This is a genomic window from Streptomyces sp. ST2-7A (assembly GCF_021390475.1).
Lineage (GTDB): Bacteria > Actinomycetota > Actinomycetes > Streptomycetales > Streptomycetaceae > Streptomyces.
Map to the genome: position 1 here is coordinate 52,462 of NZ_JAJUWS010000034.1, position 20,583 is coordinate 73,044.

Consider the following 20,583-nt stretch of genomic DNA (forward strand, 5'->3'; position numbering starts at 1 on the left):
GGCGCGGCACGGCTCAGCCCCCGGCCGGCCCCCCCGCCGTGGCCGGGTGCCCGGACCGATGTTCCGCTCCCGCGGGCGCGGAACCGGCGGCCGGCCCCCGCCCGGTGTCGCGCGCTTTTCCGGCATCGGGGTCGGAACCGTCCGCCGCCCCGCCGCCCCGACGGTCGCGCAGCTCGCGGCGGAACAGGATCACCCACCCCACCGGTACGAAGGCGGCGAACAGCCACCACTGGAAGGCGTAGGCCAGGTGCGCTCCGATGCCGGTGTGGTTCGGCGTGGGCAGGAGGTCGGGCGCGGCCGTGTCCTCCGGCGGGGCCGGGTCGATCGCGGTCAGCTCCAGATAGCCACCCAGCACGGGTTGCCCCAGCTCGGCCGTGCGCTGCTCGCTGTTGATCATCATGACCATGCCCTCGGGCAGCCCGGACCGGTCGCGGATGCCGGTGCGCTCGGTGGTCTCGTCGATCATCAACCGACCGGTGACGGTCACCTCGCCCTCCGGCGGCGGGGGCATCTCCGGCAGCTCGCCCGGCGTGTCACCGGCCTTCACCCAACCCCGGTTCACCAGAACCACCACCCCGTCCGCCTGCTCCAGTGGGGTGAGCACCCAGTAGCCGTAACCACCCTCGGGGCCGGTGCGCCGGCGCACCGCGACCTCCCCGGCGGTGTCGAAGACCCCCCGGGCGGTGACCGCGCGGTAGCGGTCCTCCTCCGCGGCCTCCCGGCCGGGCCCGGCGAGGCGGTCCATCGGGACCGGCTCGGCGCCCAGATTGCCGGCGATGAGGTCGTTGCGCTCGACACGCCCCTCGTGCCGGTGGAACTGCCAGAAGCCCGCCTGGACCATCAGCGGGATGAGCAGCGCGGCCAGCAGGGTCAACAGCACCCACTGCCGGGACAGCAGAAAGCGGTACACAGCCCCCGACGGTACCCGAACCGGCTCAGCTCCCCGCCGCCGGGGCCACGGCCCGCAGCAGCCGGGTGAACTCCGCCTCGTCGACCAGCGGGGTACCCAGCTCCAGCGCCCGGCGTACCTTACCCGTCCGTGCGGACGGGTAGTTGGTCACCAACAGGCTGGTCTGCCGGGAAACCGAGGAGGCCGGCTGCAGGCCCGCCGCGTGTGCCCGGTCCTCCAACAGTTCGCGCTCCATCGAGGTGTCACCGGAGAAGGCCACCCGCATCCCCTGCACCAGGGGGGAACCGGGTTCCCACCGGCCCGGGTTGGGATGGGGGCACGGCTCCCGACGACGGCTCGGCCGCCGGCCGCCGGAACCCCCGACGGACCCGGCCGCGCCCTCCCGCCACCGGGTGATCGGCCGGCACTCCTGGAGCGGCAGCTCCACCCCCAGCCGAGCGGCACCCTCCAGCCCCGGCCGCAGGATCTCGGTCAGCACCCGGGCGTCGTCCAGCGCGTGATGGGCACGCTCCTGGCGGACCCCGTAATGGGCCGCGAGGGTCTCCAGACGGTGATTGCGCACCGGCAGCGACAACTCCTTGGCCAGCGCTATCGTGCACAGCCGGTGGGTCACCGGCGCCCGCCGGCCCGCCCGGGCGTACTCGCGCGAGAGCATCCGCCAGTCGAACAGGGCGTTGTGGGCGACCAGCACCCGATCCACCAGCCGCTCCGACAGTTCCTCGACGATCTCCGGGAAGCGCGGGGCGGCGTCCAACATCTCGGCGGTCAGGCCATGGATGTGCACCGGGCCGGGGTCCCGCTCCGGGTTCACCGGGGTGTACCAGTGGTCCTCGGGCCGGCCGCGGCCGTCCACCCGGTAGACGGCCACCGACACGACGCGGTCCTCCGGGTCCAGCCCGGTGGTCTCGACATCCACCACCGCGTATCCGGCGGGGAAGCCGTCGGGCCATCGCGGGGGAGCCTCCCCCTCGCCGACCGGGGTCTCCCCGCCCGCCGGGGCGGCGGTGTCCGCCGCCGGCGCCCGGTGGCTACCGGCCGTCTGCGTGGTCTGATGGTCATCGAGCATGTACCGGAGGATACGGGCCGCCACCGACAGTGCCGAACGCCGGCCCGCGCGCCGCCGACCGCTCCCAACGGCGCCGTGTCCACGCCGTTTCCCCCTCACCGGGGCCCCGGGGCCCCGGTGAACCCGCCGACCCGTCCCCGCAACGATTCCGACACGGCGGACGTACCGCCGGGGGAAGGGGCCGGCGTACGCTGCCGGCAGGGTACGCCGGCCCCTTCCGCCCCCGATCCCGGCCCGGGAGTCCGCATGCTGCTCGACACCTTCGGTCGCGTCGCCACCGACCTGCGCGTCTCGTTGACCGACCGGTGCAACCTGCGTTGCACCTACTGCATGCCCGAGGAGGGCCTGAGCTGGCTGGCCAAGCCGGACCTGCTCACCGACGACGAGATCGTGCGCCTGATCCGGATCGCGGTCGAACACCTGGGTGTCACCGAGGTGCGCTTCACCGGCGGGGAGCCCCTGCTGCGCCCCGGCCTGACCGGCATCATCGCCCGGTGCGCGGAGCTGCGACCGCGTCCCCGGATGTCCCTGACCACCAACGGGATCGGGCTGGAACGCACCGCCGACGCCCTGCGCGAGGCCGGACTGGACCGGGTCAACGTCTCGCTGGACACCCTGGACCCGGAGGTCTTCGCGCGACTGACCCGACGCCGTCGACACGGGGACGTGCTCCGGGGCCTGGCCGCCGCCCGGGCGGCGGGCCTGGAACCGGTCAAGGTCAACACGGTACTCATGCCCGGGCTCAACGCCGACGAGGCACCCGACCTGCTGGCCTGGGCGATGGCGGAGGGGTACGAGCTGCGCTTCATCGAGCAGATGCCACTGGACGCCCAGCACGGTTGGCGTCGCGCGGGGATGATCACGGCCGGGGACATCCTGGCGGCGCTGCGGACCCGCTTCGCGCTGGAACCGGAACCCGACGCGGCGCGCGGGGCGGCTCCGGCGGAACGGTGGTCGGTCGACGGGGGTCCGCACCGGGTGGGGGTCATCGCCTCGGTCACCCGCCCCTTCTGCCGGGCCTGTGACCGCACCCGGCTGACCGCGGACGGCCAGGTGCGCACCTGCCTGTTCGCCCGGGAGGAGACCGATCTGCGCTCCGCCCTGCGTTCGGGCGCGGACGACGGGGCGCTGGCGGACCTGTGGCGGCGGGCCACGCTGGGGAAGAAGGCGGGGTCGGGGCTGGACACGCCGGGCTTCGAACAGCCGGGACGTCCCATGTCGGCGATCGGGGGCTGACCCCCGGGGTGGCGGGACGGACTCGGGAACCGACTCAGGGACCGACCGGCGGACCCCCGGTGTCCCCGGTGTTCTCCTCCCGTTCCCGCCACTCCGCCAGGGGCACGGTCTCCCGCAGGAAACCCCTCGCGCCCAGGAAGGTCGACAGGTGCTCGCGGTGCTCCTCACAGGTCACCCAGGTCTTGCGCCGACCCGGGGTGTGCAGCTTGGGGTTGTTCCAGGCCAGGACGAGTGTCGCGGCGGCCCGACAGCCCTTGGCGGAACAGATGGTCTCGGACCCGCCGTCGGACGGGGTGGGATGGGGGGAGCCGAAGAGGGGATTCACCCCACCATCCAAACATCCCGCGCCGGGCCGGGGCATTCCGGCCGGGAGCGGGAAAGGCGACGCCGGGCGGCCACGGGGGGAGCCGCCCGGCGTCGGTCATTCGCTCCGACGGGGGATGCGGAGCGCCTCTGAAGTATGACACGGCTCACTGTGCCGCCCGCAGGCGAACGGCCGGATCCGACGAAGGTTTTCCACCCCGACGAACCGTGCGCGGAGCAGGCACCCGGGGCGTGTTCCCGCTGCCGACGGGGCCGCCCCGGCCGACCGGCGGGGAGTGGGGTGAACCGGTGGGACCGCCCGCCCGTCGGACGTGTCCGAACGGTGGGCCGGACCGGCCCGGACGGTCCCGGTGTCAGCCGCCCGGGCCCGTGTGCCCGGTGGTCGCGGACCGTCGGGCCCCGTCGGCGCGCCCCGTCGGCCCGTCCCCGGGACGGCCCCCGTCCGGTGCGGTGCCGTCCGCCGGTCCGGACTCGGAGTGGTTCCCGGCCCGCCCGGAGTCGCCCCGGCCCCCGTCCGGTGCGGTGCCGGTCGGGGCGGCCTCCCCGGCCGGTCGGTCCTCCGGCTCGACGACCACGCCCTCCAGGGCCCGGCCGCCGGCCGGCAGGTCCCGGGAGCCGTCGCCGACGAGGGCGGTGCGGGGCAGGATGGGCGCGTTCTCCCGACCGGCGTTGGCGACCACCACCGCCACGTAGGGGATCAGCACGCCCGCGGCGAGGGTCACCGTCGCCAGGGGCACGCTCACGTTCCACAACAGGACGGTGAGGACCACGGACACGCTCCGGATCAGCATCGAGATCACGTAACGGCGTTGCCGGGCACCCACGTCCTCGGCCAGTCCGCGCCGGGCCGCGGTGATGCGGAACACGGTTTCATCGGCGCGGTCGCGCCGCAGGTGCAGCATGTTCACCACCCACAAGATCGCCCCGGCGCGGTCGCACCGGGGCCTTCCGTACCGTGCCCCGCCCGTCCACGGTACTCCGCGGCGGACGAGCCCGGACCGTCGGCCGGCGCGGTCGCCCCGGACGCGCGTCGCCCGCCGGACCGCGAAGGTCCGGCGGGCGATCCCGCCGTGTCACCGGTCCCGCGGTGGCCTCACCAGCCGCGCAGCACCGCCAGTTTGCGGCCGGCCTTCAGCCACACCTCGTCCGGCCGGTCCCCGGCGACGGCCTCGCCGACCACCTCGCCCAGCGGGCGCGGGGCGTCGGACTCGGGGACCGTCACCGTCCGCTGCCCGGAGGCGGTGCCCAGCACCAGCCGCAGGCCGTTCTGCCGGGCCAGCCGGCGTCCGGCCGAGGCGCTGGGGGTGAAGCCGAGGACGCCGTTGAGGACGTGGGCGACGCCCTCCCCGCCGTGTTCCGCCAGGTTCACCTCGGGCAGTTCACCCGCCCCGGCGAAGTCGCCGCGCGAGAAGCGGGCGGCGAAGGCGGCCCGGGCGGCCATCGCGGCGTCCGCGCCGTGCAGGACGGCGACCATCTCGCCGGCCAGGATCCGCTTGAGGTCCATCGGGTGAACGGTGCCCTCGGAGATCCGCGACAGCACCAGGGCGATCTCGGCGTCGTCCCACTCCGTCCACGCCCGCAGGTAGGGCTCCATCAGACGGTCGGGGATCGACATGATGCGGCCGAAGACCTCGTCGGCGTCGGCCCGCAGGCCGACGTAGTTGCCCTTGGACTTGGACATCTTGGCGCCGGAGCCGTCGGTGCCCTCGATCAACGGCATGGTGGCGATCAGCTGCGGACGCTGCCCGTGGACCTCCATCACCCGCCGGCCCATCTGCATGTTGAGCAACTGGTCCACGCCGCCGAGTTCGATGTCGGCGACGATCTCCGCGGAGTCCAGGGCCATGGCCACCGGGTAGATCAGCTCCGACATCGTCAGTCCGTGACCGGCCTCCAGCCGGGTGCGGAAGTCCTCGCGCTGCAACAGGGAGGAGGCGGGGACCCGGGCCAGCACGCCGATCAGCTCCGGCAGGGTGTATCCGCCGAGCCACTCGCTGTTGTGCCGGATCCGTACCCGGTCGAAGTCGAGGAACGGCCGCACCTGGTCGCGGTAGCCGGAGAGGTTGGCGGCGATGTCCTCGTCGGTCAGCGGGGGGCGTTCGGCGGAGCGCCCCGAGGGGTCGCCGATCTTCGCCGTCACGTCCCCGATGATGAGGGTGACCTCGTGCCCCATCCGCTGGAAGCGGCTGAGCACGATCATCGGCACGGTGTGCCCCAGGTGCACGTCGGCGGCGGTGGGGTCGATACCCAGCTTCACCCGCAGCCCGCGTCCGGCCTCCCGGGCGGACACGATCTCCGCGGCGAGCCGGTCGACGGAGGGCAGCACCTCGACCGCGCGGGAGGCGATCAGCGTGGCCTGCTCCTCCGCCGACAGATCGCCCAGGTCCAGATACCGCCGGGAACCGGTCTCCTCCATCAACTGCCGCACGACGGTGTCGGAGGAGAGGTCTTGGCCCAGCAGCGCGAGGCCGCGCTGCACGGAGTCGCCGAGGCGTGTCACGTTCGGTCCCGGGGGTCGAGGTGGACGGGGAACAACGCGCGATTCTACGGGCCCCGGTGGTTCGGGGGCGCCGGGGCGCACTCCTCGGACGGGGTCTCCCGGACGGTGTTGCCCCGAACTCCCGGTCGATCCCTCACCCCGGGCCGGGCGGGCCGTCCGGGAGAACGCCGTACCGCCCCCGTGCCGGCCATCCGGGGTGGTCTTCTTCCGGATCCTTTCTGTGGGAACCCCACAGCGGCCCGGGAAAGCCACTGTTCGGGGCCGAGCCCCGTGCCGGGCCGGCCGGCGGATAGCGTGGGAGCGGCATCGGCCCCGGAACCATGGCCGGGCCCTCCCGTCCGGGGCCCGCACGGACCGGGCCGTCACGCCCGGTGCTCCCGCCGGACGGGAAGCAGGAGCGAGAGGTAAGGAAGTGGTCCCTTGAGTCGCTCGGTACTGGTCACCGGCGGAAACCGCGGTATCGGCCTGGCCATCGCACGTGCCCTCACCGAGGCGGGGGACTCGGTGGCGGTCACCCACCGCTCCGGTGAGGCCCCGGAGGGGCTCTTCGGTGTGCGGTGCGACATCACCGATCCCGAGCAGGTGGAGCAGGCATACAAGAGGGTCGAGGAGCACCAGGGCCCGGTCGAGGTCCTCGTGGCCAACGCCGGTATCACCCGCGACCAGCTCCTGCTGAGGATGTCGGAGGAGGACTTCTCCACCGTTGTGGAGACCAACCTCACCGGCACCTTCCGGGTGGTCAAGCGCGCCTCGCGGGGCATGCTCCGTGCCCGTCGGGGCCGTATCGTGCTGATCTCCTCGGTGGTCGGTCTGCTCGGCTCCGCCGGCCAGGCCAACTACGCCGCCTCCAAGGCGGGCCTGGTGGGCTTCGCCCGTTCCCTGGCCCGTGAGCTGGGGTCGCGCAACATCACCTGCAACGTGGTCGCGCCCGGCTTCGTGGACACCGACATGACCCGGGTCCTGAGCGAGGAGCAGCGCGCCGGCATCGTGGCGCAGGTGCCGCTGGGCCGGTACGCCGAGCCCGCCGAGGTCGCCGCCGCGGTCCGTTTCCTGGCCTCTCCCGAGGCCGCGTACATCACCGGAGCCGTCATCCCCGTTGACGGCGGATTGGGCATGGGGCACTGACACCATGAGTGGACTTCTCGCCGGCAAACGCATCCTGATCACCGGGGTCCTCACCGACTCCTCGATCGCCTTCCACGTCGCCCGGCTCGCCCAGGAGGAGGGCGCCGAGGTCGTACTGACCGGCTTCGGCCGGCTCAGCCTGGTCCAACGCATCGCGCGTCGGCTGCCCAAGGAGGCACCGGTCATCGAGTTGGACGTGCAGAACCGTGAGCACCTGGACGGGCTCGCCGCCGCGGTGGGGGAGCACGTGGACTCCCTGGACGGAGTGGTGCACTCCATCGGTTTCGCCCCGCAGGACGCCCTGGGCGGAAACTTCCTGAACACCCCCTGGGAGTCGGTGGCCACCGCCGTGGAGGTGTCCGCGTACTCGCTGAAGTCGCTGACCACCGCGTTGTTGCCGCTGATGGAGCGTGGGGGCAACGGCGCCTCGGTCGTCGGCATGGACTTCGACGCCCGGGTGGCCTGGCCCAAGTACGACTGGATGGGTGTGGCCAAGGCGGCCCTGGAGTCGACCTCCCGCTACCTCGCCCGCGACCTGGGCGACCGCGGTATCCGGGTCAACCTGATCTCGGCGGGTCCGATCAAGTCGATGGCGGCCAGGTCCATCCCCGGTTTCGAGGAGTTGGCGGACGTGTGGAGGACCCGCGCGCCCATCGGCTGGGACATCGAGGACCCGGAGCCGGCCGCGCGCGGCGTGTGTGCCCTGCTCTCGGACTGGTTCCCGCGGACCACGGGCGAGGTCGTCCACGTGGACGGCGGCGTGCACATGATGGGCGCCTGACCGACCCCGCACCGGGGGCGGGTGACGGGACTCCCGTCACCCGCCCCCGGTGTTTCCGGCCCCGAGTTCACCGGGACCGTCCGGGCCCCCGCTTCACCGGGGGGCGCCCCGGGGCGCCCCCCGGCGGTCCGGGGCGCCGGCCCATCCGGACCGCTACCCGGCGCCGCTACCCGGCATCGGGCGACAGCCCAACGCGTAGGACCCCGCCTCCGCGGCGGCCGCGACCGGGTCCGCCGAGCGGATCGCCTCGACCAGACGGCCGTGGTCGAGGTGCTCCTCGGGACGCAGCCGGTCCCCGACGTCATGGCGCAGGAAGTCCCGCACGACGAAACCGAGGTCCGCGTACAGCGCCGCCAGGACATCGTTGTGCGAGGCGGTCACCACCGCCGCGTGGAAGGTGCTGTCGGCCTCCACGAACCTCTCCACCCCACCGCTCCGCCAGGCCGCCTCGCGCTGCTCGAGGAGGGAGTCCAGGTGGGCCAGATCGGCCTCGGTGCGCCGCACGGCGGCCAATCCGGCGGCCGAGGACTCCAGGGTGGAGCGGACCTCCGCGACGTCCCGGGGATCGGCGTCGGTGAAGCGTCGGCGCATCACCCCGGCCAGTTCGCTGGTGGCCGCCACGTAGGTGCCGGAACCCTGCCGGATGTCCAGCAGTCCGTTGTGGGCCAGGGCCCGAACCGCCTCCCGCACGGTGTTGCGGGCCACGCCCAACTGTTCCACCAGCTCGGGCTCGGTGGGGATGCGGGAGCCGACCGGCCACTCCCCGACGGTGATCTGGCGGCGGAGTTCGGTGATGACCTGGTCGGCGAGGGCCGATCGACGGGGTGAGGTCAGTGGCATGGCTCTCCCGTTTCCGATGGGACGGGGCCGCCTCGGCGGCCCGGGTGGGGGCGGTGGCGCGGGACGTGCCCGTCCGGAAAAGGGGTCACTGCCCCGGCCCGGGCGGGGGACCACGCTACCGGGGTCCACGGTTCCGGCGATGGTGCGCTCCTCCGGCGCCCGTCGGGGACGGAACCCCGGTGCGACGAATACATCCCATGATTCTATGATGGATGTATGCCCGCAGCCGGTGACGCCCGCACCTCCACCCACCCCCTCCCGCGGCCACGGACGACCGACCGTCCCACCGGGGGAGACGGGGCCGGCTCCACCGACATCCCCCGGCGGCGCCTCCGGTGGGGCACGCGGTGGTTCCTCGCGATCGCCCTGGTACTCACCGCACTCAACCTGCGCCCCGCGATCTCCGGCCTCGGTCCGCTGCTGGAGGAGGTTCGCCTCGGGCTGGGCATGGGGGGCGTCGTCGCCGGCCTGCTCACCTCGGTGCCCGCGCTGTGCTTCGCCGTCTTCGGCGGTGTCACGCCCCGGCTGGCCCGGCGGTTGGGCCCCGTCCCGGTCATCGTCGCGGGCACCGCCGCGATCACCCTGGGCCTCGCACTGCGACCGCTGGCCCCGAACACCGCCGTCTTCCTGGTCTGCACCGCCCTGGCCCTGGCCGGCATCGCGGCCGCCAACGTCCTGCTGCCGGTGGTGGTCAAGGGCTGGTTCCCCGACCGGCAGGGCACCATGACCGGTCTGTACTCGATGGCCCTGGCTTTGGGCACCGCCGGCGCGGCGGCGGTGACCGTCCCCCTCGTCCAGCGACTGGGCGGCGACTGGCGCCCGGGCCTCCTCGTATGGGCCCTGCCCGCCGCGATCGCCCTCGCCTGTTGGGCCGTGACGCTCCGCCGGGGAGTCCCGCGGGTGTCACCGGGGATCCCGTCGGAGACGCTTCCGGCCGAGCCCGTCGGCGCCGGACCCCGTACGCTGCGCCGCTCGCCCACCGCCCTCGCCCTGGCCCTTTTCTTCGGCCTCCAGTCCACCGCCGCCTACGTGACCATGGGCTGGATGCCGCAGATCTTCCGGGACGCCGGGGTCGCGGCGGTGACCTCCGGCCTGCTGTTGGCCGTCATCATGGGCATGGGCGTCCCGCTGGCCTTCGTGCTTCCCCGGCTCGCCGTCCGACTGTCCCACCAGGGGCCCCTGGTGGCCGCCCTCGGTGTCTGCGGGCTGATCGGTTACGCGGGACTGTTGCTGGCCCCGGCCCAGGGCGCCTGGGCCTGGGCGGTTCTGCTGGGGATCTCCGGCTGCGCCTTCCCCGTCGCGCTGACCATGATCGGTCTGCGGGCGCGGACCTCCGCCGGCGTGGCCCGGCTCTCCGGGTTCGCGCAGAGCGCCGGCTACCTCCTGGCCGTGCCCGGGCCCCTGGCCATCGGCGCCCTGCAGGAGGCCGCCGGCGGTTGGGACATCCCCCTGCTCCTGCTGGCCGGGCTGATGGTTCTGCAAATCGTCGCCGGCGTGCGGGCCGGCCGTCCGGGTGTCGTCGAGGACGGTGCCTGAGCCCGGCCCTCCCCGGCCGGAACCGTACGCGGTCCGAACGCCGTGCCGGGGGGTGGGGACAACCCCACCATCCCCTAGGGGGCACGGTTCAGGGGGGCCCGGGTGGATCACCGGATGGGCCGACGGACCCGCTCCTCATAGGGTGGACACCACGTCACCCCGGCGGCCCGCCGGAACGACCCGGGAACCGACCGGAACGGAGGGGATTCCCATGTCGGCCCACACCACACCCCCCACACGGCGGGAGACGCGCACGCGCCTGCCCTGGTGGGGACTGCTCGCCCCGGCGGCGGCCTTCACCGGCCTGCTGGTGCTCCTGCTCACCGGATCCGACACCGCCGCGGCCGCCGAGATGCCGCGTCCGCTGCCGCTGCTGCTGGAACACCTGCTCGTGGCGCTGCTGCGGTCCTGACCCACTCCGCACGGAGCCCTCGAACCGTCGTCCGCGTGCCGAGCGGTGGTCCTTCCGGGGCTCCTCGCGGAGTGGTCCCCCGACGTCCCGCCGGCCGGGAAGGGCGCCCGGTTCCGTGGGAAGCTGGGACGCATGAGCGTCGATGTTGCCCGCAGGATCGTCCTTCTCCGTCACGCCAAGGCCGACTGGCCGCAGGTGTCCGACCACGACCGACCGCTCGCGGACCGGGGCCGTCGCGAGGCGCCCCTGGCGGGCCGTTGGATCGTCGGCGCCGGCATCACCCCCGACCTCGTCCTGTGCTCCACCGCCACCCGGACCCGCGAGACCTGGAAACTGGTCGTCGCCGAACTGCCGCGGCGTCCCCGCACCGTCTACGACGAGCGGATCTACGAGGCCTCGCTCGGCGAGCTGATCGCCGTGCTCAACGGGGTGGAGGACGAGGTGCGCGACCTCCTGATGGTGGGCCACAACCCCGGCGTGCACGCCCTGGCCGACGCCCTGGCGGGGGAGGGGGAGGGGGACGCCCTGCCCCGCATGAACCGCAGCGGCTACCCCACCTCCGGCATCGCCGTCCTCGGTTTCACCGGGGAGTGGAAGTCCGTCGAGCACGGGGTGGCCCGGCTGCGGTCCTTCTGGACCCCCAAGGACTGACGACGGGAACGGGCGGCGGTTTCCCCGCCGGGGACCCGGCCTCCCGGACGGGGAGGCGGGCCGCGCCCGGGAGGCACCCGGTGCGACCCCGCCGGAACCGATCGACCCCTCGGCCCCCTCCCACCGATCGGGACCGCCGGACCGGGGCGCCCGCCGGGAGCGGCCGGAGGCCGGGATCACTCCCCGGCGTCCGCCGCCTCGACCTCCTCACGGGTGATGCCGAGCAGGTACAGCACGGTGTCCAGGAACGGCACGTTCACCGAGGCGTCGGCGGCCCGCCGCACCAGGGGCTTGGCGTTGAAGGCCACGCCCAGGCCCGCCGCGTTGAGCATGTCCAGGTCGTTGGCCCCGTCGCCGATCGCCACGGTCTGGTTCAGCGGCACCCCGGCCTCGCGGGCGAAGCGGCGCAGCAGCCGGGCCTTCCCCGCCCGGTCCACGATCTCGCCGGTGACCCGCCCGGTGAACCGCCCGTCCACCACCTCCAGGGTGTTGGCCGCCGCGAAGTCCAGTCCCAGGTGATCGCGCAGGGAGTCGGTGACCTGGGTGAAGCCGCCCGAGACGATGCCGACCCGATAGCCCAGTCGCTTGAGGGTCCGCACCAGGGTGCGCGCCCCCGGGGTCAGCCGGACCTCGGCCCGAACCTTCTCGACGACCCGCTCCTCCAGGCCCTCCAGCAGCGCCACCCGGGCGTGCAGCGACTCGGTGAAGTCCAGTTCGCCGCGCATCGCGGCCGCCGTCACTTCGGCGACCCGCTCCTCGCACCCGGCGTGCGCCGCGAACAGTTCGATGACCTCATCCTGGATGAGGGTGGAGTCCACGTCCATCACCACCAGGCGGCGACCGCGTCGCTGGAGGCCGGAGGCGACCACGGCCACGTCCACCTCTCCGCGCCGCGCGGCCTCGGTGGCCAACTCGGTGCGCAGGAGCCGGGTGGCCACCCCGGAGACGTCGAACTCCACCGCCGTCACCGGGTACTTGGCCAGGCGGTGGATCCGGTCGATGTTCGCGCCGCAGCCGGTGATGCGGGCCGCGATGGCGGCCGTCGCCTCGGCGGTCAGCGGGTGACCGAGCACCGTGACGTGCGAACGCCCCTCGCCGCGCGGCCGGTTGTCACCGATCCCGGAGATGATCTCGGACTGCAGCCGCTGTGACTCGGCCCATCCGTGGACGGTGGCCCGCAGCTCACCCTCCGCGGCACCGGACCCGCCGCCGACCGCGCCGGGAGTGGTGACCAGCGCGCAGAGCGTTATCCGGCCCCGGGTGACGACCTGCTCCAGGTCCACCACCTCGACGCCGTAGGCGGCCAGGGTCTGCAGGAGCCCGGCGGTCAGCCCCGGCCGGTCCCGGCCGAAGATCTTGACCAGCAGGGTGCGGGGGACCGGCCGGCCGGCCCCCGCGTCGGTGGGGGAGGGGGAGACCGGCCCGGGGCCCGGGAGGCGGGAGGGAGTCGAGGAACTCATGGTGGTCACCACGGTAATGGCTTCACCCGGACGGGTGCCGGCCCGTCCGGACCCCGGACGACGGACCGCCCCGGTCCACCCCGGCCGATCCGGTGCCGAACCGGTGCCGAACCGGTGGAGGAATCGGGGGAACCGGGAGACCCGGCAGCGGACGGAACCACCCGGGGAGGGCGCGGCGGAACCGCCCCCGGCGGACCCGGCCGCCGAGCCGGAAGGTCACGGACCGGATCGCGGTTCGCACCGGGTTCGTGACATCGGGGACCTCCCTCCCGCGGACCTCCCGGGCCTGGAATAGTCTCCCCAGACAATCACCATCCCCGGGTTCGCGACGCTCTGGCGGGCCCGTCGGGGGACAGCAACACGGGGCATGGACATGTGGGGCGTGGAGTGCCGGATCTCGTACTCGAACTGAACGGACAGAGCTGGACCCTGGACCCGACGCGGTCCTACACGCTGGGCCGTGACCCGCAGGCCGACCTGGTGTTCACCGACGCCCGCGTCTCCTGGCGGCACGCCACCCTGCGATGGGGCGGCGAGGGCTGGGTCCTGGAGGACCACGGGAGCACCAACGGCACGTGGACGCACGGCCAGCGCGTGCAGCAGTTGCACACCGGACCGGGAACGGTGCTGAACCTGGGGAACGCCGAGGACGGCCCCCGCCTGTCCTTCACGGCGGCGGGCGCCGTGCCCGGCACGGCGGTGCCGCAGCAGGCGTCGCAACCGGCCGGGGCCGCCGTGTCGGCGCCGGCCGGGCCCCCGATGCCGTCGGGTGGCCCGCCGGGGCCGGGCCCGGTGGCTCCCGGCGGTTTCCCCGACGCCGTGCCCGGCGGGGGCGGGCCCGCGGACGAGGGCGCCCCGTCACGGGGGGCCACCGTCCTGCACCGCTTCGACATCGGCGCGGTCACCCGGATCGGTCGTGCCCTGGAGAACGAGCTGGTCGTCCCCGACCTGCAGGTCTCCCGCTACCACGCCGAGTTCCTGGCCACCCCGGACGGGCGCTTCGAACTCCACGACCTGGGCAGCCACAACGGCACCTACGTCAACGGTCAGCCGATGCCCAAGAACGGCCGGCAGCTGATCAACCCGGCCGACACCATCGGTATCGGACACTCCACCTTCCGCCTGGTCGGCGACCGGCTGGAGGAGTTCGTCGACACCGGTGAGGTCTCCTTCTCCGCCCGGCACCTCACCGTGCAGGTCAACGACGGCGCCCTGACCATCCTCAACGACGTCTCCTTCGGCGTGCCGGAGAAGTCGCTGGTCGGTGTGATCGGGCCCTCGGGCTCCGGCAAGTCCACCCTGCTGCGCGCGCTGACCGGCTACCGGCCCGCCACCCACGGCGAGGTGCTGTACGACCAGCGCAACCTCTACACCCACTTCGCCGAGCTGCGGCACCGCATCGGCCTGGTGCCGCAGGACGACATCCTGCACACCGCCCTGCCGGTGCGACAGGCGCTGCGGCTGGCCGCCGAACTCCGCTTCCCCGGCGACGTCGGCAGGGCCGAACGGAACGCCCGGGTGGAGGAGGTGCTCGTCGAACTCAAGCTCGGCCACCACGCGGACAAGCGCATCAACCAGCTCTCCGGCGGTCAGCGCAAGCGTGTCTCGGTGGCGCTGGAGCTGTTGACCAAGCCCTCACTGATCTTCCTCGACGAGCCCACCTCCGGCCTGGACCCGGGCATGGACCGCGACGTCATGCAGTTGCTGCGAGGTCTGGCGGACGACGGCCGCACCGTCCTGGTGGTCACCCACTCGGTGGCCGAGCTGGGGCTGTGCGACCGGGTGCTGGTGCTGGCCCCGGGCGGTGGGGTCGCCTACTTCGGCCCGCCGGACGAGGCGCTGAACTTCTTCGGCTACGAGACCTGGGCGGACGTCTTCTCCGCCTTCGAGAACTACCGCGACCACGACTGGATGGGCCGCTGGCGCGGCTCGCAGCACCATCGGATGTACGCAGCCGACGCGGACACCGACCGGGCCCAGCCCGTCCACCTGCAGCCCCTGCAGGCCGCCCGGCAGAAGGCCCAGAGCTGGGGCGCGCAGGTGTGGACCCTGGTGCGCCGCTACCTGGCGGTGATCGCCTCGGACAAGGGCTTCATGGGGCTGACCCTCGCGCTGCCGATCATCCTCGGTCTGGTCAGCACGGTGATCCCGGCCCCGCACGGTCTGGGCTACGGCCCGCTCGAGCGGGGGCGGTCCAACGGGGACGCGGGCATCATCCTGTTGATCCTGGTGATCGGCATGTGCTTCGCCGGCTCGGCCAACGCGGTGCGCGAACTCATCAAGGAACGGGTGATCTACGAAAGGGAACGGGCGGTCGGCCTCTCCCGATCGGCGTATCTGATGTCGAAGGTGATCGTGCTGGGCATGGTCACGATCATCCAGGGCGTCATCCTGGCGCTGATCTGCTTCGCGCCGCGCGAGCTGCCCGAGCAGGGCGTGCTGTTCGTCGAGTCGCCCGCGATCGAGATGACCATCGTGATCACGGTTCTGGGCATCACCTCGATGATGATCGGCCTGGTGATCTCCTCGGTCGTCCGCACCTCCGAGATGACCATGCCGCTGCTGGTGATGATCTGCGTCGTGCAGCTCGTCTTCACCGGCGTGCTCTTCCAGGTGGCGGGAAAGCCCGGGCTGGAACAGGTGGCCTGGCTGATGCCCTCCCGCTGGGGCCTGGCCGGTGTGGGGTCCACCGCCGACCTGAACACTCTCATGGGACACCGCCAGCGCGGCGAGACCGACCGACTGTGGGACCACGAGGCGGCCGTGTGGATCCTCGACGTGGGGATGCTCGCGGTCATCTCGGTCGGCTGCGCCTTCCTGGTGCTGCGCTTCCTGCGCCGCCACGAGCCGGAGGTCATGCGGGACTGATCGCCCGCCCTCCGGGGCACGAATGTGCGACGGGAGCCGTCCCCCCGAACAGGGGGACGGCTCCCGTCGCACATATCGGGGGGATTCCGCCGGAGGTCGGCCCGGGCCGACCCGGGTGCCGCTCGATACCCCCGGCGCTCCTCGGCGCCCCGGGGACCGGCTCAGTACCAGTGGTTGTTCTGCCAGAAGGACCAGGCGTCGCAGGGGCTGCCGTAGCGCTCCTCCATGTACTGCAGGCCCCACTCGATCTGCGTGTTCGGGTTGGTCTGCCAGTCGGAGCCGGCGGAGGACATCTTCCCGGCCGGGAGTGCCTGCATGAGGCCGTAGGCGCCGCTGGAGGGGTTGGTCGCGGTGTGGTCCCAGCCGCTCTCGCGCTCCACGATGTTGGCGAAGCACTGGTACTGCGCGGGATCGGCGATCATCCGCTGGGCGGTGTCCTGTGCCCCGGTGGTCGGCGCGGCGTGGGCCGTGCCCGCCGCACCCAGAACGCCCAGGCCCGCGACGGCGGCTCCCGCCATGCCGACGGTGGCGGTGCGACGGGTGCGGGACAGCAACGAACGGACCGTGGTGCTGTGGACTGCCATGAAAGGGGATCCTCTGCTTCCGGTTGCTCTCGGCCGGTTCCAGCCGGCGTCGATCGGGACAGTCGCCATTCTTGGCAAGCCATGAAAAAACGGGCAAATACCCCAATTACTAGGAAGATCCGGGGTCCCGGGACCCTCCCGGGACCCCGGACCGGCGCTCCCCCGGCCCCTCGGGGAGGGGTCCGCGCCCCCTACTCCCGATAGTGGTGGGACCTCGGTCCCGTGACGCGCCTCACCATCGACGGCCCCTCCCGACACTCCGGAGCGACCACGGGTGCCCGTCCCGTCACACCACGCGTCCCGTTCCGGGAACCCTGCGCGGCCCGCCGGCCCCCCCACCCACGTTCTTCCGCTCCACCCCGCGGCCCCACCCCGGAGCCGCGGTCCCGCTCCGACCCCGACCCGGGGCCTAGGCCGTTTCCCCCTCCCACCGCCGCCCCGGGACCGATCCGCGCCCCCGCCCGGAGCGGTACCGTGCGAACCATGGCAACCGGCACCGGCCTCGCCGCCATCAGCGACGCGCTCCTCGCGATGAACAGCACCCGCCAGGTGCGCGACGTGCTCCAGACGATCGTCGGCTCGGCCAGGGAACTCCTCAACGCCCGCTACGCGGCCCTCGGCGTGCCCGACGGCGCGGGCGGGTTCGCCCAGTTCCTCGTCTCCGGCATGACCGAACGCCAATGGCGGGCCATCGGCCCCCTGCCCCGCCAGCACGGACTGCTCGCCGCGATGCTCCGCCAGGCCGAGCCCGAGCGCGTCGCCGACATCCGCCGTGACCCCCGCTTCGAGGGCTGGCCCGACACCCACCCCGAGATGCGGGGCTTCCTGGGCATGCCGATCGTCGACGGAGAGCAAGTGCTCGGCGCCCTTTTCCTCGCCGACAAACTCCCCGACAAAGCCCCCGGCCGCTCCACCGACCCGCCCCCGGCCGGCCGGGGGCGCCCCCGGGACGGCTCCGGCGGAACCGGCACCGGACGCCCCCGCGGCGACACCTCCTTCACCGGGGAGGACGAGGAGCTGCTGCGGCTGCTGGCCCGCCACGCCGCGATCGCCCTCACCAACGCCCATCTCCTGGAGCGCAGCCGAGAACTCTCCATCGCCGAGGAGCGCGCCCGGATCGCGCACGAACTGCACGACGCCGTGGCCCAGAAACTCTTCTCCCTGCGGTTGACCGCCCGGGCCGCCGCCGGCCTGCTGACCCGCGACCCCGCCCGCGCCGCCGCCGAGCTCTCCGAGGTGAACCGCCTCGCCGCCGAGGCCGCCGACGAACTGCGCGCCGTGGTCGTCGAGCTGCGCCCCGCGGCCCTGGAGGAGGACGGGCTGGTCGCCGTGCTCGACGCCGAGACCCGGGTACTGGACCGGGCCCATCCGGCCCGGGTCGCCTTCGAGTGCCTCACTCCCGGGGCACTGACCCCCGACCGGGAGGAGGCGTTGCTGCGGGTCGCCCGCGAGGCCCTCCACAACGCCCTGCGCCACGCCGACCCGCAGCGGGTGGACGTCACCCTGGATCGCCGGGGTGGCCGTACCGTCCTGCGGGTGATCGACGACGGGGCCGGCTTCGACCCCGACACCGTGCGCCGGGCCGGACGCCGGCTGGGCCTGGTCTCCATGCGCGACCGCGCGCAGGCCGTGGGCGGAACCCTGACCATCACCTCGGCGCCCGGCCGGGGAACCGTCGTCGAGATGGAGGTGCCCGGTGGCTGAGCCCGCTGCCGCGCCCATTCGGGTCCTGCTGGTGGACGACCACCGGGTCGTGCGCCGCGGACTGCGGACCTTCCTGGAGATCCAGGAGGACATCGAGGTCGTCGGGGAGGCGGCCGACGGCGCCGAGGCCGTCGAACGAGCCCGCGAACTGAGTCCCGACGTGGTGCTGCTGGACCTCAAGATGCCCGGCACGGACGGTCTGGAGGCCCTGCGCTCGCTCGGTGGGAGCGGGCCCGGCACCCGGGTCCTGGTGATCACCAGCTTCACCGAGCGCCGCACCGTCGTCCCCGCCCTGCGCGCCGGCGCCAACGGCTATCTGCACAAGGACATCGACCCCGACGCCCTGGCGGCGGCGATCCGCTCCGTGCACGCCGGCCACGTCCTGCTCGAGCCGGAGATCGCCCGCGCCCTGCTGAGCAACGACACCGACGGGCGCTCCGGCCGTTCCGGCACGCTCACCGAACGGGAACGCGAGGTGCTCGCCCTCATCGCCCGGGGACGGGCCAACCGGGAAATCGCCCGGGCCCTGGTGCTGTCGGAGAAGACGGTCAAGACCCACGTTTCCAACATCCTGATGAAGCTGGAACTCGCAGACCGGACCCAGGCCGCGCTGTGGGCGGTGCGCAACGGCCTGGCCGAGTGAGGCCGGCCCGGGCCGGGGACGGTGGCCGGCGCGGGGACGCGATCGGTCCGCTCCCGGTGGCCGCGCCGGTCGGCCTCAGACCCCCATCGACCCGCCGTGCTCCACGAAGGCGTTGTAGGCCGCCACCCGGGCCCGCCGGGCAGTCCGCTCCACCGGCCGCAGCACCGCCTCCCGTGCCGCGATCTCGCCCGCGCTCACCGCCGCGCCGTGTTCCCCGGGCGCGTTCGCGATGTCCACCAGGTCGCCCACCCGCCGGGCCAACTCCAGCACCCGTACGGCCCGGGGCGGGTATCCCGGTGCCAGAACCCGGCTCCCGCGCTCGGCCCGCGCCCGGTACGCCGACAGCTCCGCCCGTGCCACCGGTCCCGCGCCCGCCACCGCCATCCGGGTCAGCGACTCGGTGGCCGAGCGCAGGGCCTCTGCCAACTCCCGCTCCGCCTCCCCCAGGGAGGGGACATCGGTGGGCGGCGCCTCCCGGACCGGGGAGCATCTCCACTCGACCGACACGTGCCGATCCGCCGCCGGGCCCCCGACCGGGCCGGCCCGGGTGACCACCGGCACCCACCCCAACCCGATGCCCTCCGCGATCACGGCCTCGCCCGCCTCCAGCGCCGCGGCGTTGAACTCCGCGGGACCGCTCAGACCCAAGGGGTGGCCCGGCACCGGCAACGCGATCCGCAGGCCCCGGGTGCCCAGCGCCCGCAGCCGGCCCAGGGCGAGACTCGGGCCCACCGGGCCGTCCTCCCCCGGCAGCCCGGTCACCCGGTGCAGGTCGTCACCATGCGTCACCTCGCGCACCGCCTCGTCCGGCGACACGACTCCCGCCAACAGCGCGTTGCCCCAGGCGACCAATCGCCCGGAGCGTGGTTCCTCCACCATGCCCCCACCCTATGAGCACCGTGCCCCGCCGATCGGGATCCTGCCGGCCCGCCCCCGTCCCGGGTGGCGTAGCGTTGTCCCCGGGCTGGTGCACCACCACACGCAACGGCAAAGGCAAGGGGAGAAACCGCGCGCATGAGCGATGTACTGGAGCTGGTGGACGTATCCGTGGTCCGCGACGGACGCGCTCTGGTGGACCGGGTCTCCTGGTCGGTCGCCGAGGGCGAGCGCTGGGTCATCCTCGGTCCCAACGGGGCCGGTAAGACAACCCTGTTGAACATCGCCTCCAGCTACCTCTTCCCCACGACGGGCATCGCCCGGATCCTGGGCGAGAAGCTCGGCGGCGTGGACGTCTTCGAGTTGCGACCGCGCATCGGCGTCGCGGGCAGCGCGCTCGCCGAACGCCTGCCCCGCTCCCAGACCGTCCTGCAGACCGTGCTGACCGCCGCCTACGGCGTCACCGCCGGCTGGCAGGAGGACTACGAGGAGGTGGACGAGGCCCGCGCCCGCGCCTTCCTGGACCGTCTCGGCATGGGCGACCACCTCGACCACCGGTTCGGCACCCTCTCCGAGGGCGAGCGCAAGCGCACCCAGATCGCCCGGGCCCTGATGACCGACCCCGAACTCCTGCTCCTCGACGAGCCCGCCGCCGGGCTCGACCTCGGGGGCCGGGAGGACCTGGTGCGCCGCCTCGGTCGCCTGGCCCGCGACCCCTACGCGCCCTCGATGATCATGGTCACCCATCACGTCGAGGAAATCGCGCCGGGCTTCACCCACCTGCTGCTCATCCGTCGGGGCAAGGTACTCGAGGCGGGGCCCATCCCCGAGGTCCTCACCTCCGCCAACCTCTCCCGCTGCTTCGGCCTCCCGCTGGTCGTCGAGAACCGGGACGACCGCTGGACCGCTCAGGGGCTTCCCCTGGCCTGAGTCCCGTCACCCCCGTCGGATGGCCGGGTGGGATCGCCTCCGGCGGCCGACGGCATCCAGGCCACCGGGACGGACCGGCACCACGGATGCCACCGACCGACGGCGGGCCGCTTCGGTCCCGGGGATGCCCCGGGACC

19 protein-coding genes are annotated in these 20,583 nt (G+C 73.6%); 10 read left to right on the forward strand and 9 right to left on the reverse strand.

Annotation, left to right across the window (positions count from 1 at the left end; genetic code table 11):
* Positions 1-13: 13 nt before the first annotated feature.
* Together LZF96_RS19370 and LZF96_RS19375 are read right to left on the reverse strand one after the other, a co-directional pair.
* Positions 14-910, reverse strand: a complete 897-nt coding sequence (locus tag LZF96_RS19370; protein WP_233874209.1) for an SURF1 family protein — start codon at positions 908-910, stop codon at positions 14-16.
* 25 nt (positions 911-935) lie between these two features.
* Positions 936-1,976, reverse strand: a complete 1,041-nt coding sequence (locus LZF96_RS19375; RefSeq protein ID WP_233874212.1) for a DEDDh family exonuclease — start codon at positions 1,974-1,976, stop codon at positions 936-938.
* Between the two features lie 246 nt (positions 1,977-2,222).
* Here LZF96_RS19375 and moaA point away from each other — a divergent pair, with 246 nt between their 5' ends.
* Complete coding sequence (moaA, locus tag LZF96_RS19380; RefSeq protein WP_233874215.1) at positions 2,223-3,212, forward strand: GTP 3',8-cyclase MoaA; 990 nt, start codon at positions 2,223-2,225, stop codon at positions 3,210-3,212.
* 34 nt (positions 3,213-3,246) lie between these two features.
* Here moaA and LZF96_RS19385 read toward each other — a convergent pair whose 3' ends face one another.
* From LZF96_RS19385 to tyrS, 3 genes are all read right to left on the reverse strand, one after another.
* Entirely contained in the window at positions 3,247-3,537 is a 291-nt protein-coding gene (locus LZF96_RS19385; RefSeq protein WP_233874218.1) for a hypothetical protein, read from the reverse strand.
* A gap of 352 nt (positions 3,538-3,889) precedes the next feature.
* Entirely contained in the window at positions 3,890-4,438 is a 549-nt protein-coding gene (locus LZF96_RS27390) for a DUF3099 domain-containing protein (protein WP_233874284.1), read from the reverse strand.
* A gap of 191 nt (positions 4,439-4,629) precedes the next feature.
* Positions 4,630-6,036 carry a tyrosine--tRNA ligase gene (tyrS, locus tag LZF96_RS19395; RefSeq protein ID WP_233874221.1) on the reverse strand — a complete coding sequence of 469 codons (1,407 nt, stop codon included), beginning with the start codon at positions 6,034-6,036 and terminating at the stop codon, positions 4,630-4,632.
* A 420-nt stretch (positions 6,037-6,456) separates the two neighbouring features.
* On the opposite strand from tyrS, the gene fabG reads away from it, so the two are divergent.
* Together fabG and fabI are read left to right on the forward strand one after the other, a co-directional pair.
* The gene (fabG, locus tag LZF96_RS19400) at positions 6,457-7,161 is read left to right on the forward strand and encodes a 3-oxoacyl-[acyl-carrier-protein] reductase (protein ID WP_233874225.1); all 705 of its coding nucleotides are present in this window, start codon (positions 6,457-6,459) and stop codon (positions 7,159-7,161) included.
* Positions 7,162-7,165: 4 nt separating this feature from the next.
* Positions 7,166-7,942: an enoyl-ACP reductase FabI gene (gene fabI / locus LZF96_RS19405; protein ID WP_233874228.1), complete on the forward strand. Its 777-nt coding sequence runs from the start codon at positions 7,166-7,168 to the stop codon at positions 7,940-7,942.
* A gap of 153 nt (positions 7,943-8,095) precedes the next feature.
* Here the strand turns inward: fabI and LZF96_RS19410 are convergent, their stop codons facing one another.
* Positions 8,096-8,782: a FadR/GntR family transcriptional regulator gene (locus LZF96_RS19410; protein WP_233874232.1), complete on the reverse strand. Its 687-nt coding sequence runs from the start codon at positions 8,780-8,782 to the stop codon at positions 8,096-8,098.
* 216 nt (positions 8,783-8,998) lie between these two features.
* Here LZF96_RS19410 and LZF96_RS19415 point away from each other — a divergent pair, with 216 nt between their 5' ends.
* From LZF96_RS19415 to LZF96_RS19425, 3 genes are all read left to right on the forward strand, one after another.
* On the forward strand, positions 8,999-10,318 hold the full coding sequence (locus tag LZF96_RS19415; protein ID WP_233874235.1) for an MFS transporter: 1,320 nt from the start codon (positions 8,999-9,001) through the stop codon (positions 10,316-10,318).
* Between the two features lie 211 nt (positions 10,319-10,529).
* Positions 10,530-10,730: a hypothetical protein gene (locus LZF96_RS19420; protein ID WP_233874238.1), complete on the forward strand. Its 201-nt coding sequence runs from the start codon at positions 10,530-10,532 to the stop codon at positions 10,728-10,730.
* A gap of 132 nt (positions 10,731-10,862) precedes the next feature.
* Complete coding sequence (locus LZF96_RS19425) at positions 10,863-11,381, forward strand: histidine phosphatase family protein (protein WP_233874241.1); 519 nt, start codon at positions 10,863-10,865, stop codon at positions 11,379-11,381.
* A 176-nt stretch (positions 11,382-11,557) separates the two neighbouring features.
* Here LZF96_RS19425 and serB read toward each other — a convergent pair whose 3' ends face one another.
* Positions 11,558-12,841, reverse strand: a complete 1,284-nt coding sequence (gene serB, locus LZF96_RS19430) for a phosphoserine phosphatase SerB (RefSeq protein ID WP_233874244.1) — start codon at positions 12,839-12,841, stop codon at positions 11,558-11,560.
* A 387-nt stretch (positions 12,842-13,228) separates the two neighbouring features.
* Here serB and LZF96_RS19435 point away from each other — a divergent pair, with 387 nt between their 5' ends.
* Positions 13,229-15,709, forward strand: a complete 2,481-nt coding sequence (locus LZF96_RS19435) for an FHA domain-containing protein (RefSeq protein WP_233874248.1) — start codon at positions 13,229-13,231, stop codon at positions 15,707-15,709.
* Positions 15,710-15,870: 161 nt separating this feature from the next.
* Here the strand turns inward: LZF96_RS19435 and LZF96_RS19440 are convergent, their stop codons facing one another.
* A complete protein-coding gene (locus tag LZF96_RS19440; protein ID WP_374203277.1) occupies positions 15,871-16,293 on the reverse strand; it encodes a transglycosylase SLT domain-containing protein in 423 nt (140 codons plus the stop codon).
* A 483-nt stretch (positions 16,294-16,776) separates the two neighbouring features.
* On the opposite strand from LZF96_RS19440, the gene LZF96_RS19445 reads away from it, so the two are divergent.
* Both LZF96_RS19445 and LZF96_RS19450 read left to right on the forward strand, forming a co-directional pair.
* Entirely contained in the window at positions 16,777-17,997 is a 1,221-nt protein-coding gene (locus tag LZF96_RS19445; RefSeq protein ID WP_233874251.1) for a GAF domain-containing sensor histidine kinase, read from the forward strand.
* The gene (locus tag LZF96_RS19450) at positions 17,990-18,640 is read left to right on the forward strand and encodes a response regulator transcription factor (protein WP_308294242.1); all 651 of its coding nucleotides are present in this window, start codon (positions 17,990-17,992) and stop codon (positions 18,638-18,640) included. Before LZF96_RS19445 ends, LZF96_RS19450 begins: the two co-directional genes overlap by 8 nt.
* A gap of 75 nt (positions 18,641-18,715) precedes the next feature.
* Here the strand turns inward: LZF96_RS19450 and LZF96_RS19455 are convergent, their stop codons facing one another.
* Entirely contained in the window at positions 18,716-19,519 is an 804-nt protein-coding gene (locus LZF96_RS19455; RefSeq protein WP_233874254.1) for a hypothetical protein, read from the reverse strand.
* Positions 19,520-19,654: 135 nt separating this feature from the next.
* Here LZF96_RS19455 and LZF96_RS19460 point away from each other — a divergent pair, with 135 nt between their 5' ends.
* A complete protein-coding gene (locus tag LZF96_RS19460) occupies positions 19,655-20,446 on the forward strand; it encodes an ABC transporter ATP-binding protein (RefSeq protein ID WP_233874257.1) in 792 nt (263 codons plus the stop codon).
* Positions 20,447-20,583: the final 137 nt, after the last annotated feature.

Coding starts and splice junctions, on each gene's coding strand:
- LZF96_RS19420 (WP_233874238.1), top strand. CDS start 10,530: ATGTCGGCCCACACCACACCCCCCACACGGCGGGAGACGCGCACGCGC.
- LZF96_RS19375 (WP_233874212.1), bottom strand. CDS start 1,976: ATGCTCGATGACCATCAGACCACGCAGACGGCCGGTAGCCACCGGGCG.
- serB (WP_233874244.1), bottom strand. CDS start 12,841: ATGAGTTCCTCGACTCCCTCCCGCCTCCCGGGCCCCGGGCCGGTCTCC.
- LZF96_RS19460 (WP_233874257.1), top strand. CDS start 19,655: ATGAGCGATGTACTGGAGCTGGTGGACGTATCCGTGGTCCGCGACGGA.
- LZF96_RS19445 (WP_233874251.1), top strand. CDS start 16,777: ATGGCAACCGGCACCGGCCTCGCCGCCATCAGCGACGCGCTCCTCGCG.
- fabI (WP_233874228.1), top strand. CDS start 7,166: ATGAGTGGACTTCTCGCCGGCAAACGCATCCTGATCACCGGGGTCCTC.
- LZF96_RS19440 (WP_374203277.1), bottom strand. CDS start 16,293: ATGGCAGTCCACAGCACCACGGTCCGTTCGTTGCTGTCCCGCACCCGT.
- LZF96_RS27390 (WP_233874284.1), bottom strand. CDS start 4,438: ATGCTGCACCTGCGGCGCGACCGCGCCGATGAAACCGTGTTCCGCATC.
- LZF96_RS19425 (WP_233874241.1), top strand. CDS start 10,863: ATGAGCGTCGATGTTGCCCGCAGGATCGTCCTTCTCCGTCACGCCAAG.
- LZF96_RS19415 (WP_233874235.1), top strand. CDS start 8,999: ATGCCCGCAGCCGGTGACGCCCGCACCTCCACCCACCCCCTCCCGCGG.
- LZF96_RS19455 (WP_233874254.1), bottom strand. CDS start 19,519: ATGGTGGAGGAACCACGCTCCGGGCGATTGGTCGCCTGGGGCAACGCG.
- LZF96_RS19410 (WP_233874232.1), bottom strand. CDS start 8,782: ATGCCACTGACCTCACCCCGTCGATCGGCCCTCGCCGACCAGGTCATC.
- moaA (WP_233874215.1), top strand. CDS start 2,223: ATGCTGCTCGACACCTTCGGTCGCGTCGCCACCGACCTGCGCGTCTCG.